This window comes from Croceicoccus sp. BE223, assembly GCF_031457155.1.
In the GTDB taxonomy this organism is placed as follows: domain Bacteria; phylum Pseudomonadota; class Alphaproteobacteria; order Sphingomonadales; family Sphingomonadaceae; genus Croceicoccus.
Window position 1 is genome coordinate 278,418 of record NZ_JAVDWB010000003.1, and the last position, 13,538, is coordinate 291,955.

The 13,538-nt window shown below is 66.7% G+C and carries 12 protein-coding genes; 9 read left to right on the top strand and 3 right to left on the bottom strand.

The window, feature by feature from the left end:
* Nucleotides 1-4 precede the first annotated feature (4 nt).
* Complete coding sequence (locus J2X37_RS08865) at nt 5-703, bottom strand: arylesterase (protein WP_310020139.1); 699 nt, start codon at nt 701-703, stop codon at nt 5-7.
* A gap of 52 nt (nt 704-755) precedes the next feature.
* Here J2X37_RS08865 and J2X37_RS08870 point away from each other — a divergent pair, with 52 nt between their 5' ends.
* Both J2X37_RS08870 and J2X37_RS08875 read left to right on the top strand, forming a co-directional pair.
* Nucleotides 756-1,457, top strand: a complete 702-nt coding sequence (locus J2X37_RS08870) for an ATP-binding cassette domain-containing protein (RefSeq protein ID WP_310020142.1) — start codon at nt 756-758, stop codon at nt 1,455-1,457.
* Nucleotides 1,457-3,988, top strand: a complete 2,532-nt coding sequence (locus J2X37_RS08875; protein ID WP_310020145.1) for an FtsX-like permease family protein — start codon at nt 1,457-1,459, stop codon at nt 3,986-3,988. The genes J2X37_RS08870 and J2X37_RS08875 overlap by 1 nt, the downstream gene beginning before the upstream one ends.
* Nucleotides 3,989-4,071: 83 nt before the next feature.
* On the opposite strand, the gene J2X37_RS08880 is transcribed toward J2X37_RS08875, so the two are convergent.
* Together J2X37_RS08880 and J2X37_RS08885 are read right to left on the bottom strand one after the other, a co-directional pair.
* Nucleotides 4,072-4,485: a DUF805 domain-containing protein gene (locus J2X37_RS08880; RefSeq protein ID WP_310020147.1), complete on the bottom strand. Its 414-nt coding sequence runs from the start codon at nt 4,483-4,485 to the stop codon at nt 4,072-4,074.
* Nucleotides 4,486-4,631: 146 nt separating this feature from the next.
* Nucleotides 4,632-7,313, bottom strand: a complete 2,682-nt coding sequence (locus J2X37_RS08885) for a TonB-dependent receptor domain-containing protein (protein ID WP_310020150.1) — start codon at nt 7,311-7,313, stop codon at nt 4,632-4,634.
* Between J2X37_RS08885 and J2X37_RS08890 the strand changes: the two genes are divergently transcribed.
* The 7 genes from J2X37_RS08890 to cpaB all read left to right on the top strand — a co-directional run bounded on the left by J2X37_RS08890 (nt 7,312) and on the right by cpaB (nt 13,537).
* Complete coding sequence (locus tag J2X37_RS08890) at nt 7,312-7,509, top strand: hypothetical protein (protein WP_310020153.1); 198 nt, start codon at nt 7,312-7,314, stop codon at nt 7,507-7,509. The two genes, J2X37_RS08885 and J2X37_RS08890, sit on opposite strands and share 2 nt — an antisense overlap.
* Before the next feature lie 128 nt (nt 7,510-7,637).
* Nucleotides 7,638-9,461 (top strand): translational GTPase TypA, encoded by a 1,824-nt coding sequence (typA, locus tag J2X37_RS08895; RefSeq protein ID WP_310020155.1) that lies wholly within the window; start codon nt 7,638-7,640, stop codon nt 9,459-9,461.
* Between the two features lie 114 nt (nt 9,462-9,575).
* Nucleotides 9,576-10,574, top strand: coding sequence for an acyltransferase (locus J2X37_RS08900; protein WP_310020158.1), 999 nt, complete (start codon nt 9,576-9,578; stop codon nt 10,572-10,574).
* A 119-nt stretch (nt 10,575-10,693) separates the two neighbouring features.
* Nucleotides 10,694-11,314, top strand: coding sequence for a 6-phosphogluconolactonase (locus tag J2X37_RS08905; protein ID WP_404979613.1), 621 nt, complete (start codon nt 10,694-10,696; stop codon nt 11,312-11,314).
* Nucleotides 11,315-11,345: 31 nt separating this feature from the next.
* Nucleotides 11,346-11,816, top strand: a complete 471-nt coding sequence (locus J2X37_RS08910) for an NUDIX domain-containing protein (protein ID WP_310020162.1) — start codon at nt 11,346-11,348, stop codon at nt 11,814-11,816.
* 387 nt (nt 11,817-12,203) lie between these two features.
* A complete protein-coding gene (locus J2X37_RS08915) occupies nt 12,204-12,428 on the top strand; it encodes a Flp family type IVb pilin (RefSeq protein ID WP_310020164.1) in 225 nt (74 codons plus the stop codon).
* A 206-nt stretch (nt 12,429-12,634) separates the two neighbouring features.
* Nucleotides 12,635-13,537: a Flp pilus assembly protein CpaB gene (gene cpaB, locus J2X37_RS08920; protein WP_310020166.1), complete on the top strand. Its 903-nt coding sequence runs from the start codon at nt 12,635-12,637 to the stop codon at nt 13,535-13,537.
* Nucleotide 13,538: the final 1 nt, after the last annotated feature.

Sequence of the window (13,538 nt, forward strand, 5' to 3'; positions counted from 1 at the left end):
GCGGTCACTCCAGCGCCTCTGCGATATCGTCGACCGAGTGTTCCACCATCGCCTTCACGCCGTCTGCCGTCGGGTGGATCTGGTCGTTTTGCACCAGCGAGCGGTTGAAGATCAGCGGCTCGATGAAGAACGGCACCAGTTCCGCATCGTATTTTTCGGCGAGATCCGGGTAGATCGCATCGAATTCGGAAACGTAGCGGCTGCCCAGGTTCGGCGCGGCGCGCATGCCCATGATCACGACTTCGATGTCGCGCCGGTCCAGTTCGGCGACGATCGCCTCCAGGTTTTTCCTCGCCTCCGCCGGGGGCAGGCCGCGCAGCATGTCGTTGCCGCCGAACTCGACGAGGGCGAGATCGGGTTTCGTCGTCATCGAATCGAGCACGAACGCGAGCCGCTGCCGCCCCGCCGCGGTGGTGTCGCCCGAAACGCCCGCGTTCTGCACCCGCACGTTCAGCCCCTTGTCGCGCAGTGCAAGTTCCAGCTGCTGCGGATAGGCCTCGGAGCGGGAGAGGTTATAGCCCGCGAACAGGCTGTCGCCGAGCGCCAGCACGAGGACCGGGCGACCGACCGGCGCATCGGTCCCGGTCGACGACGTCTTCGCCGCTGCGCCGCCGGCATCGCCCTGGCCGCAGGCGGCGAGCAGCAGGGCCGCGCCCAGCAAGGCACTTTTTTGCAGACATCGTGACAGAATCAAAGAATTCATCGCTGACCGGTTCCTTGTATCGTGGCCGCTTCATGCCAATCTTGCCCACGGCATGCAAAGCTCCCCTCACGGCTCCGTTCCCGCCATCACCGCAAACGATCTCCGGCTCGAACTGGGCGGCACGTCCGCGCCCGTATCGATCCTGAGGGGCATCGATCTCGTCGTGCCGGGGGGCCAGACGGTCGCCCTGCTGGGCCCGTCGGGTTCGGGTAAGAGCTCGCTGATGGCGCTGCTTTCGGGGCTGGAGCGGGCGAGCGGCGGCAGCCTCGTCGTGGCGGGGGAGGACTTTTCGGGCCTGTCGGAAGATGCGCTGGCGCGGGCGCGGCGCGGGCGGATTGGCATCGTGCTCCAGGCCTTTCATCTCCTGCCGACGATGACGGCGCTGGAAAACGTCGCGACCCCGCTGGAACTGGCCGGGCGCGACCGTGCGTTCGAGCGGGCGGCAGAGGAGCTGGCGGCGGTCGGTCTCGGCCACCGGCTCGATCACTACCCGGCGCAGCTTTCGGGCGGCGAGCAGCAGCGCGTCGCCATTGCCCGCGCGCTCGCTCCCGATCCGCAGCTTCTTTTCGCCGACGAGCCGACCGGCAACCTCGATAGCGAGACCGGGGCGCAGATCGTCGACCTGCTGTTCGCCCGCCGCGCCGCGAGCGGAGCGACGCTCTTCCTGATCACCCACGATCCGGCGCTGGCCGAACGGTGCGAGCGCGTGCTGGAGATGGCCGACGGACGCATCGTGTCGGACCGGCTCGCCTGATGCAGCCAGCGCGCCAAGGCTGGCGGGTCGCCCTGCGGCTGGCGCTGCGCGATTTTTCGTGGCGTTTTCGGGGGCTGCGGCTTCTGGTCGTCTGCCTGTTCCTCGGCTCGGGCGCGCTCGCGGCGATCGGCACGCTGGATTCGGCGATCCGGACGCAACTGGCCGATCGCGGGCAGGCGATCCTGGGCGGCGACATCGAGTTCGGCGTCTACGGCCGCGCCGCGTCGCGAGAGGAGATGGCCGCGATTGCCTCGCTCGGTCGCGTCTCCTCGGGGATGCGGATGCAGGCCATGGCATCTGCCGCCAACGGTTCGGTTTCGCCCGTGCAACTGAAATCGGTGGATGGCCGCTATCCGCTTTACGGCAGCCTGACGCTCGCCGATGGCCGCAAGGTCGGTGCGCCGCCGCCGGGCAGCGCGTGGGTCGATCGCGGGGTGCTCGACCGGATGGACGTCGCCGTCGGCGACACGATCCGCCTGGGCGAGGCGCAAGTGCGCGTCGCCGGGATCATCGGCAACGAACCCGACCGCCTGTCCGAGGGTTTCGCGCTCGGCGCGCCGGTGCTGGTCTCCGATGCGACGCTGGCGCGGACCGGTCTGGTGCAGGTCGGCTCGATGGCGCAGACCAAGTACCGCGTCGCGCTTCCGCCCGGCGCCGACCCTTCCGCTGCGGTCGAAGCGTTCGACAGGCAGTTCCCGACCGGCGGGTGGACCAGCCGCACGCGCGATCGTGCTTCGCCCGGCGCGGATCGGCTGACCGGCAACATGGGCCAGTTCCTCGGCCTCGTCGGCCTTGCTGCGCTGGTCATCGCGGGGATCGGCATCGCCGGGGCGGTCTCTTCGTGGCTGGAAAGCCGGCGGGGGACGATCGCAACGCTCAAGGTGCTGGGCGCGACGAGCAAGGACGTGCTGCGCATCCACCTGCTGCAGGTCTTTGTCGCGGCGCTCGTCGGCATCGGCGCGGGGCTGGCCGCGGGGCTGCTGGCCGTACCGGGGCTGGCGCTGCTGCTCAAGGGTTTCCTGCCGATCGAGGCGGGCTTCGTCATCGATCCCGTTGCGCTGCTGCGTGCGGCGGTCTTCGGCTTGCTCGTCGCGCTGGTCTTTGCCGCGCCGCCGCTCCTGGCAAGCCGCTCGGTCACGGCGATGGCGCTGCTGCGGGCGCGGATCGCGCCGCCGCGCGGGCTGTGGCGAAAGGCCGCGCTGCCAGTGGGGGCGGGTTTGGCCGCCATCGTCGCGCTGGCGCTGGCCACGACCGAAGAGCGCCTGCTGACCGCGACCTTCCTTGCCTCTGCCGCGGGGGTGCTCGGGCTGCTGGCGCTGGTCGGCATCGCAGTGCGCAGGCTGGCGGCGCGATTGCCGCGCACGCGGGGCGGACTGGCGCTGCGGACGGGCGTTGCCGCGCTCGACCGGCCCGGCGCGCCGACGGTGGCGCTGGTCACCGCGCTCGGTTTCGGGCTGGCGGCCTTTGCCGCCATCGCCTCGATCCAGACCAGCCTCGATGCCTATATCGAAGGGACGGTGCCGACCCGCGCGCCGGACTATTTCGTGCTCGACCTGCCGCGCGACCGTGCAGAACCGTTCCGCACGGCAGTTCAGGAAAAGGCACCGGGTGCCGACGTGCGAACGGTGCCGTCGCTGCGCGGCGCGATCCTCGCCTACGGGCCGCGGGACAATCTCACCTGGGTCAGCGACCTCAAGGACATTCCCGAAGGTGCCTGGGCGCTGCGCGGCGAGCGCGGGCTGACTTATGCCGCCGACCTGCCGGACGGCAATGTCGTCACCCAGGGGCGCTGGTGGCCTGCCGATTACAAGGGGCCGCCGCTGGTTTCGGTGGACGAGGACCTTGCTAGCGCGCTCGGCCTCAGGGTCGGCGACGCGATCACCATCGCGCTGCTGGGCGTGGAGCGTCAGGCGACCATCGCGTCGCTGCGGCGGATCGAATGGGATGACATGGGCTTCAACTTCGTCCTCGTCTTCTCGCCCGGTGCGATCGACGATGCCCCGCACAATCTTTCCGCATCCGTCTCGCTGCCGCCGGGGCAGCAGGGCGGGGCGCTGCTGCGCTATCTCGTGCAGTGGTTTCCGACCAGTTCGGTGATCGAGATCGGCGGCGTGCTGCGCCAGGCGCGCGAGATCCTGTCGAGCCTTTCGGTCGCGATCCTCGCGGCGGCCAGCGTTACCGTGCTGGCCGGACTCGCGGTCTTGCTGGGCGCCGTGGCGGCTGCGCGGGCGCGGGAGACCTACGATACCGTCATCCTGCGCGTGCTGGGCGCGAGCCGGGGCCAGCTGCTCGGCGCGCTGGTCCTGCGCTATGCGCTTCTCGCGCTTCTCCTCGGCCTTATCGGGCTGGGCATCGGCGCCGGAACGGGCTGGTTCGTCATCGACCGGTTGTTCGAGTTTCCGTTCCGGCCCGACTGGCTCGTCGTGCTGACGGTTACTGGCGGCGGGGCAGCTCTGATCGTGCTGGCCGCCAGCCTCGCCTCGTTACCCGTCCTCTCGGCCCGCCCGGCGCGGGCCTTGCGCAGCCTCTAATAGCCTCACGCAGCGTAGGCGCTGCCGCCCCGGCCGCTGTCGCGCGGGTTCCGGCCGAAGATACGGTAAACCCAGTCCCCTGCTCACACTCCGCGCGGAAGGCCTTCCTTCGGATCGGGGCCAAAGAAATTGGGGCCGCGGGTTCCCTCGATCAGCATGAAATAGAGCAGGATCAGTCCGCCCAGGATGGGGACGAATCCGATGAGGATCCAGAAGCCGGAGCGATTGGTGTCGTGCAGGCGCCGGATGGTGAGCGCGAAGGCCGGGATGATCGTGGCGATGCCCCAGATTGCAGCAACGAGGAACAGCATCAGCAGAAGCGGGCCGGGCGCTGCCTCCGCCCCCTCGAAATCGATGCCGCCGCCAGCCAGCATCATCGCGATGACGAGCGCGATGTACGCCAGAAACACGAAGAGCTGGAACATCCAGTATTCCAGCCGCCGCGAACGGCCCGCGAAATCGAAGTAGCGCGCGTAAGGCAGCAGCATCCAGTTCATTCGATAACCCCCGTTTTCCGGTGACCCCTGAACAACTATCGGCGATCCCGCGGTGCCTGCCAATCCCGACGGCGCCCTTACGCACAAGGGCCGCGCCCCCTTGGACGGGAGCGCGGCCCTTGCTTGTCAGACCTTCGAAAGACCGATCAGAACTTGTAGCGAGCCGTCACGCCGTATGTGCGCGGCTGGCTCGGGTAGCCCGAGATGCTCAGCGGCTGAATCGGCGTGTCGAAGATCGACAGCAGGTAACGGTCGTTGGTGAGGTTGCGGCCCCACGCGGTGACCGAAAGCCCGTTCTGCATCGCGTAGGTCAGCGAGGCGTTGACCTCGTTTACCGTGCGCTTGAACTGGGCGGCGGCGGCAATCGCCGCTTCCTGGCCAAGCGAGATGAAGCCGGGCAGGCCCTCGACCGGCGGGGTGTCGCTTTCGTAGTGGTAGTCGCCGCGCGCGATCAGCTCGTTGCCGTTGCCGAATTCGTGCGTGTACTGGGCCGACCACGTCGCCGAGATCGGCGGCACGCCGGCCACGTCGTAGCCGGTAAGGTCGCCCACGCCCGAAATTGGGAAGTCCTTGTACTTGCTGTCGAGGTAGGTGACCGCCATGCCGAGCAGCAACGGCTCGACCGGGCGGACGCTGCCTTCGAACTCGAAACCGGTGGCTTGCTGCTTGCCCGCATTGGTCAGGAAGAAGCCGGTGCCGGTGAAGATGTTCGACTGGAAGCCGGTGATGGTCTGACGGAACAGCGCGAAGGTGAAGTTGGCAACGCCGAAGTCGCCCTTCAGGCCCAGTTCCCAAAGCTCCGAATCCTCGGCTTCGGCGTAGCGGCTGCCGTAAGTCAGGTTCGGAACGGTCAGCCCCGCCGCGACGATTGCGTCCCGGTCGCCGGGGAAGGGCCGGCTGTCGCGCGACAGGTTGACCGATGGCGCCTTGTAGCCGGTGGCGTAGGTGACATAGGCGTTGAGGCTGTCCGACACGTCGTAGGCGGCGCGCAGCGTGACGGAGATGTCGTCGTCGCTGATCTTGCCGCTTTCGACCGCGTTCGGCACGTTGAGGAAGGGCGGCAGGTATTGCAGCTGGCTGAGCCGACCGATCGGCGCGGCGGCCGCGGCGGCCCCGGTCGCGATCTGCTGATAGAGTTCCGGATTGCCGGCGGCAAAGGCGGCGATCTGTTCCGCGGTGGCGAAGCCGCCCGGCGCCATGATCAAGCCGCCGACGGTCTGCGAGATGCCCGCCGCGGTCGCCCCCGCCACGAACTGGCTGAGGTTCAGGGTCGAAAAGACGTCGGTGGTCGTGACGTCGGTGGTGAAGGTCTTCTTGTCCTTCGTGTAGTTCATGCCTGCGGTAATGGTCAGGCGGTCGGTCACCTCGAAGTCCATCTGGCCGAACAGGCTGATCGACTTGTTGTCGAGGGTGTAGGCCTCGGTCAGGCCGCGGTCGCCGACGAAGAACTGGTTGGTGAAGGCGTCGGGGTTGCCGACGAGCCGGCCGAACAGGCTTTCCAGGCCCGGCACGCTGAGCGCACCGCCACTGAGGCCGAGAATGCCGAAATTGGCAAAGGCCCGCAGGTCGTCGCCGTAGAGCAACTGGTTCGCCTGATCGATGCTTTCATCGAAGTAGAACGCGCCGAGCAGCAGGTCGACCGGACCAAGCGTTGCCGTCGCGCGCAATTCCTGCGTGAAAGTCCGGATCGACAGGTCCTGGAAATTGCGGCTGATCAGATCCGCGCCGGTGAAGTCCGAGTCCTGGTTGGTGATCGCATCGACGCCGCGATAAGCGGTGATCGAGGTCAGGTTGAAGGGACCGAAACCGAAGTCGGCCTGGCCCGAAAAGCCCCAGTTCTCGATGTCGTTGGTGCTGGGGAAGTTCGAATAGATGACGTCGGCGTAGGGATCGTCGGGATCCGAATTGCCGGCGCCCAGGCCGAACGGCGGCGGCGCGACGATGGCGGCGCCCAGCGCGCCCTGTTGCAGGAGGACGTTGGCGCAGCAGTTCTCGTCGGTCTTCTCGTAGTCGCCGATCAGGCGGACCTTGATCAGCTCGCTGGGCTCGAACAGCAGCTGACCGCGGGTGAACCAGCGGTCGCGCTCGTTCGTGCGCCCACCGGTGCCCAGATCGCGGACATAGCCATCACGCTTGTTGATGCCTCCGCCGATCGAGGCCGCGATCGTTTCCGTCAGCGGGCCGTAGACGTTGGCCTTGGCGACGATCGCATTGTAATTGCCGTAGCTGACTTCGGCCTCGCCGCCGAATTCGAAGCGCGGTTCGGCGGTGACGACCGAGATGACGCCAGCGCTGGCGTTCTTGCCGAACAGGGTCGACTGCGGACCCTTCAGCACCTCGATGCGCTGCAGGTCGGGCAGGTCGTTGATTCGTGCGGCAGAGCGCGAGCGGTAGACGCCGTCGACGAAGACGCCGACCGACGGTTCGATGCCGGCGTTGTTGGCGCCGTTGCCGAAGCCGCGGATGATGAAGTTGGTGTTGGCGCTGGACTGGAGCTGCGTGACGCGCAGCGAGGGCGCGATGCTCGACAGGTCCTTGAGGTCGCGGATCTCGGCCCGCTCGATCAGTTCCTCAGTTGCGACGGTGACGGCGACGGGGGTGTCCTGCAGCGTCTTGGCGCGCTTGGTCGCGGTGACGATGATCGCGTTGCTGTCGGCACCTGCCTCTTCGGCAGGTCCGCTCGCAGGTGCGGCATACTCCGGTTCATCGCCGGCGCCCATTTCACCTTGCGTCTGGGCAAACGCAGGCGCCGCACCGAGTGCGACGAGCGCCGTGCCAGCGGAAAGTGCCGAACGGATTGCCAGATGGCCAACGCGAATCGGTTTCATGAGTAATCGTTCCTCTTCCCTGCAAGCGGCGAAAACCGTAACGTTTTTGGTGCTTACGCCGCTTTTTTCCGACTTCGAGCCTACGATTTTGGGTGAATCCCGACAATCTTGGTTTGTGACTTTCCACCGGCTAGAGGACACATTGTTGCGCGGCTGCAACGCTTCTGCGCTTGCTGCGCCGCATCATATGGGCTAGGGGCGCGCGGCGCTTCCCCGCGGGGATTCAGGGCTGACGGATTCAGGGTCGACGGATTGAGGCCCCCCGGATTCAGGCCCGCGTGTGCAAGCATCCTGACCCCGACACGAACCCCGAGGCTTTCGACCATGTCCGCCGAGCTGCGTAACATCGCCATTATCGCCCACGTCGACCACGGCAAGACCACGCTGGTCGACCAGCTGTTCCGCCAGTCCGGCACGTTCCGCGACAACCAGCGCGTCGAGGAACGCGCGATGGATTCCAACGATCTCGAGAAGGAGCGCGGGATCACCATTCTCGCCAAGCCGACCTCGATCGAATGGGAAGGGCTGCGCATCAACATCGTCGACACGCCCGGCCACGCCGACTTCGGCGCCGAGGTGGAACGGATCCTGTCGATGGTCGACGGCGTCATCCTGCTCGTCGACAGTGCCGAAGGCGCGATGCCGCAGACCAAGTTCGTCACCGGCAAGGCGCTGGCGCTGGGCCTGCGCCCGATCGTCGTCGTCAACAAGATCGACCGTCCCGACGGCCGTCCGGCCGAAGTGCTGGACGAGGTGTTCGACCTGTTCGTGAACCTGGGCGCCAACGACGAGCAGCTCGAGTTCCCGATCCTCTACGCTTCGGGCCGCAACGGCTATGCGAGCGAGGACATCGATGCGCGCGAAGGTTCGCTGACGCCGATGTTCGAACTGATCCGCGATCATGTCCCGGCTCCCGGGCTTGACGTCGACGCGCCGTTCACCTTCCTCGCCACCTTGCTCGACCGCGACAATTTCATGGGCCGCGTCCTGACCGGTCGCGTCCAGTCGGGCACGATCCGCACCAACGACCCGATCCGCGCCATCGACATGGACGGCAAGGTCATCGAAACCGGCCGTGCCTCGAAGCTCCTTTCGTTCCGCGGGCTCGAGCGCGTTCCGGTCGAGGAAGCGCGCGCCGGCGACATCATCGCGCTGGCCGGCCTGGAAAAGGCGACCGTCGCCAACACCATCGCCGATCCGCAGGTGACCGAACCGATTGCCGCCCAGCCGATCGACCCGCCGACGCTGGCGATGCGCTTTGCCGTCAACGACAGCCCCTTCGCGGGCCGCGAGGGCGACAAGGTGACGAGCCGCATGATCCGCGACCGCCTGATGCGCGAGGCGGAAACCAATGTCGCCATCCGCGTCACGGAATCGGCCGACAAGGACAGCTTCGAGGTAGCCGGCCGAGGCGAGCTCCAGCTTGGCGTCGTGATCGAGACGATGCGCCGCGAAGGGTTCGAACTCGGCATCAGCCGCCCCCGCGTCCTTTTCCTCGAAGAGAACGGCCAGCGCACCGAGCCTTACGAGAACGTCGTCATCGACGTCGACGACGAGTTTTCCGGCACCGTCGTCGAGAAGATGCAACGCCGGAAGGCCGAGATGACCGAGATGCGCCCCTCGGGCCCGGGCAAGACCCGCCTCGGCTTCCGCGCCCCGTCGCGCGGGCTGATCGGCTACCACGGCGAATTCCTGTCCGACACGCGCGGCACCGGCATCATGAACCGCCTCTTCGACAGCTACGGCCCCTACAAGGGCCCGATCGAGGGCCGCCAGAACGGCGTGCTGATCTCGAACTGCACCGGCGAGGCGGTGGGCTACGCGCTCAACGCGCTCGAGGATCGCGGCATCCTTTTCGTGTCCCCGCAGGAAAAGGTCTACGAGGGCATGCTGATCGGCGAGAACGCCAAGCCCGACGACCTCGAGGTCAATCCGCTCAAGTCCAAGCAGCTGACCAACTTCCGCTCGACCGGCAAGGACGACGCCATCCGCCTGACCCCGCCCAAGCGCATGACGCTGGAGCAGGCCATCGCCTACATCGACGACGACGAGATGGTCGAGGTCACGCCCCAGTCGATCCGCTTGCGCAAGGCGATCCTCGACCCGCACGAGCGCAAGAAGGCCCGCCGCAAGGCCGACGCCGCGTAAGATTGGCAAACCCGCGGTCCGGCCGTAGGGCCGGGCCGCCGCTTGCCCTCTGCGCCGCACGTGCTAGGCATTCCGGCGCGCCATGAGGGACGCGCCGGGACGACACGACTTCGCATGACCAACGCACGCCTCACCGGGCTGGACCAGTTGCGCGGGATCGCGGCGATCTGCGTCGTGCTGACGCATTTCGTGCATTTCCAGCCCGGGCTGGTGCGCTTCGGCAATGCCTACCTCGCGGTCGACTTCTTTTTCGTGCTCTCGGGCTATGTCATGGCCCGCGCCTTCGAGCCGGCGCTGCGCGATGGCATGGGCCCGCGCAGGTTTCTGGCCATGCGGTATGTCCGGCTCTGGCCTCCGCTCGCCATCGGCGGGGTGATCGCGCTGGCGGCGATGCTGGCCAAGCCGACGCTGCCCGAATTCGCGGGATGGCTGTTCGTCGCCAACTTGCTGCTGCTGCCGGTCGTCGCCCTGTCGGACAAGGCCTACCCGCTCAATCCGCCAGCGTGGTCGATCTTCTTCGAACTTTTCGCCAACGTCCTGCACGCGGCGCTCCTGCATCGTCTGTCGACGAGGGCCGTATTGGTCATCGCCCTCCTGGCAGGGCTAGCGTTCAGCGCCGTGCAAATGGAGGTCGGGGTCAACCCCGGCGGCGGCAAGCCGGCCAACTTCCTCGCCGGGTTCCCGCGCGTCATCTTCGCCTATTGTCTTGGCGTCGTGCTCTACCGTGCCTGGCGCGACCGTCCGCCGGTCAAGGTGCCGCCACTGCTGGCGATGCTGTTCATGCCCATCAGCTTCGCACTGGCTATGTGGCTGGGCCACGCGTCGATCCTCTACAATTTCCTTTTCGTCGCGGTGGCCTGCCCGCTAATCGTGGTAGGTGGCCTGCGGCACGAGGCGGGGCTGATCGGAATCTGGCTGGGCCGCATCTCGTTCCCGCTCTACGCCACGCATTTTCCGGTCATGCGGCTGGTCGTCTGGTCCGGGGGAGGGCTGGTGCTCGCGGTCGTCGCCGCGCTGGCCGTGGCCTTTGCCGTGGCTCTGGCAGAACCGAAGATTCAGAAGGCGCTGCGCCTAACGCGCCGCCCTGCGCCGGAGCCGGTGCTGCCTGCCTGACCGCACGTTTTCGGCCAGCGCCCGTTCGATTGCGACCGATCGCCCCGCCGCGGGGTTGGCAAGCGCGAGGCAAGACCCAAATGGGCAAGTCACGCCTCCCGCCGCAGGACTCTGACATGCTGACCGAAATCGCCTTTCACCACGACGCCACCGACATCGAGATCGCCGACTGGCTGGCAGAGCGGCTGCGCCATCTCCTCGACCAGAGGCCAGGCACGGTCGCGATCACGGTTCCGGGCGGATCGACGCCGTTTCCGATCCTGGCCGAACTGGCACAACGCGACCTTGATTGGTCGCGGCTGGAGATCTGGCCCGGCGACGACCGCTGCGTCCCTACCGATCACCCGGCCAGCAACTATGGGCGGCTGGCGCAGGCGATGGCCGAGACCGGGGCCGGCATCGTCGAACTGACCGAGGATGCCGCCCCGCCGCACTTCGCGCTGGCGTGGCTGGGCATGGGGGCCGACGGGCATATCGCCTCGCTTTTCCCCAACACCGATCCGCAGGCGGACGACGACCGCCAGGTCCGCCGCCTGACCCCCGATCCCCTGCCGCCCGAAGCGCCGTTCGACCGGGTGACGCTGACCCTGCCCAAGCTGCTCAGTGCCGAAGCGCTGATGTTCGTCATCCGCGGGGCGGACAAGCTGGCCGTTTTCGAAGAGGCGGCGAAGGGCGGCAACGACCTGCCGGTGGCGCGGTTGCTGTCGCGCGCGCGCGGCGAAGTGACCTGTTTTGCCTGACATCCCCTTGGCCCACCTGCTGCCGCGGCCGGTGCATCGCCTGCTGCTGCGGGTGGCCGAAAAGCTCCGGCGACGCTGGTGGGCATGGCGCAAGCCTTCGCTGCGCGGCTGCGCCATCGTCGCACGCGATGCGGACGGCGCGGTGCTGATGGTGCGCCATACCTATCGCAAGAGCCACGAATGGCACGTACCGACGGGCGGGGTAAGGAAGGACGAGCATCCCGAAACCGCCGCGCGGCGCGAACTGGCCGAGGAAGTCGCCCTCCAGGCCGGGACGCTGACGGTCGTCCACACCGAAACCATCGATCTGCACGGCGCGCGCAACGAGGTGACCGTGTTCGCCACCGCCGTCACCGCAACACCCCGCGCCGACGGGCGCGAAATCGCGGAACTGGCCTTTTTCCCGCCCCATGCCCTGCCGCACAGCACGCCCGAATGGGCGCGGGCCTATATTGCCCGTGCTGCCGCGCTTGATGGCCGAATCGATGGTCTTCACGGTTAATTTCGCCGCTTCTGTGCCGATCTGCGACGAAATTGGCCCTTCGCGGCCGGTATCGCCAACCTTTATCCTTGAAAATCAGTGGCCTGTCGATTCGGCGGAAAGCCGAGTCGGTCCCCGCACACGAAAATGACGGCACTCGTTATTTTTGATTTTCGCTAAGCCGTTGTGCTTTCTGGAATTTTTTAACGACTTGGTAATTGTTTGCTTTTCGGGGTGCCGAACCGCAGATTCAGGGGGTGCCGACACGGGGGCGTCCGGCGAAACACCTGAGGTTGTTGCGCAAGTTCCTCTTCATCGGTCGCAAGGGATCCGGAAATTACGGGCCGGTCTCGTGAAGAATGGTTTGGACACGCATGGGTGCGTCATGCGGTTTTAGGGGTGAATGACATGAAGACTTTCCTGAAGAATTTCGTTGCTGACGAAGCCGGCGCCTCGGCCGCCGAATACGCGCTGATCATCGCCGTCGTCGGCGTCGGCATCGGCGCCGCCGCGCTGGTCTTGGGTGCCAACGTGAAGAGCGCTGTCGATAACGCCGCCATCGACGTGTACGCTTGCGCAAATCCTACAACTGCAACGGCCTCGAAGACCGGCAGCACCGGCGACGAATGCTGATCTAGAGTATCTTTTGATGAACTTCGAAAGGGCCTCGCTGCAAGCCGGCGGGGCCCTTTTTGATTGATGGTTCGTAAGCATCATGACTGTCGCTGTTAACAAAATAACTGTTTCAATTTGATAAGATTCGTTCCGTGCGTTATGGCACGGCTTGGCCCAGGGGCGATGACCTGTTAGGTTTTCGGGGTCGAACGGGGGGTTTAACAATGGGTAGTCGAAACCTGATCTATATCCTGATCGCGGTCGGGTTGGGTCTCGTCGCGGTGGTTCTCGCCAATTCCTATTTCTCGGGGGTCGAGGAGCGGCAGGAACGCGCCGCGCAGCAGGAGCAGCTCGCCCGCATCGTCGTTGCCACGCAGCCGCTCGATTTCGGCAGCCCGCTCACGGCCGAAAACGTCCGGCTTCAGAATTTTCCCGCCAACGCCGTTCCGGTCGGCGCCTATTTCTCGGTCGAGGAATTGCTGCAGGGCGGTCAGGTCGCGCTGCGCCCCATCGTTCCGGGCGAACCCATTCTGGCCGACAAGCTGAGCGGCCGCGCCGTCCTTTCGGCCAAGCTGCCCGAAGGCATGCGCGCCATGTCGATCCCGATCAACGCCAACAACGCCGTGTCGGGCTTCGTCCGCCCCGCCGACATCGTCGACGTGCTGCTGACCCGCGATCTCGACGGTGAAAAGGTGACCGAGGTGATCATGGAAGCGGTGCAGGTCCTCGCCATCGGCACGGTGCAGAGCGAGGCGGCGACCGAGCCCGGCCTTGCCGGCACGGCCACGCTGCTCGTCGATCTCTACGGCGCGCAGAAGCTGACCCTGGCCCAGAAGATGGGCGAGATGAGCGTCGTCCTGCGCAACGTGAAGGGCGAGCAGACCGAGGTTGCGACCAATGTCGCCGTGCTGACCCGCGATGTCAGCCCGATCCGGGGGAATTACGGCGGCGGGGCGGCCAGTGCTCCTGCACCCGCGCCGGTCTACGTATCTGCGCCGCCCGCGCCATCGGCGCCGGCCGCATCGTCGGGGCCCGTCGTGCGCCCGCGTCCGAGCGGGCCGAGCATGACCGTGGTGCGCGGCACGGCCGTGACCGATTATTCGGTCAACCGTCTTGGGGGGAATTGAG

What these genes read in the sequence shown, in the direction of transcription:
- J2X37_RS08870 (WP_310020142.1), top strand. Translation starts at nt 756, where the DNA reads ATGCAAAGCTCCCCTCACGGCTCCGTTCCCGCCATCACCGCAAACGAT.
- typA (WP_310020155.1), top strand. Translation starts at nt 7,638, where the DNA reads ATGTCCGCCGAGCTGCGTAACATCGCCATTATCGCCCACGTCGACCAC.
- J2X37_RS08890 (WP_310020153.1), top strand. Translation starts at nt 7,312, where the DNA reads ATGAGTAATCGTTCCTCTTCCCTGCAAGCGGCGAAAACCGTAACGTTT.
- J2X37_RS08885 (WP_310020150.1), bottom strand. Translation starts at nt 7,313, where the DNA reads ATGAAACCGATTCGCGTTGGCCATCTGGCAATCCGTTCGGCACTTTCC.
- J2X37_RS08915 (WP_310020164.1), top strand. Translation starts at nt 12,204, where the DNA reads ATGAAGACTTTCCTGAAGAATTTCGTTGCTGACGAAGCCGGCGCCTCG.
- J2X37_RS08865 (WP_310020139.1), bottom strand. Translation starts at nt 703, where the DNA reads ATGAATTCTTTGATTCTGTCACGATGTCTGCAAAAAAGTGCCTTGCTG.
- J2X37_RS08900 (WP_310020158.1), top strand. Translation starts at nt 9,576, where the DNA reads ATGACCAACGCACGCCTCACCGGGCTGGACCAGTTGCGCGGGATCGCG.
- J2X37_RS08875 (WP_310020145.1), top strand. Translation starts at nt 1,457, where the DNA reads ATGCAGCCAGCGCGCCAAGGCTGGCGGGTCGCCCTGCGGCTGGCGCTG.
- J2X37_RS08880 (WP_310020147.1), bottom strand. Translation starts at nt 4,485, where the DNA reads ATGAACTGGATGCTGCTGCCTTACGCGCGCTACTTCGATTTCGCGGGC.
- cpaB (WP_310020166.1), top strand. Translation starts at nt 12,635, where the DNA reads ATGGGTAGTCGAAACCTGATCTATATCCTGATCGCGGTCGGGTTGGGT.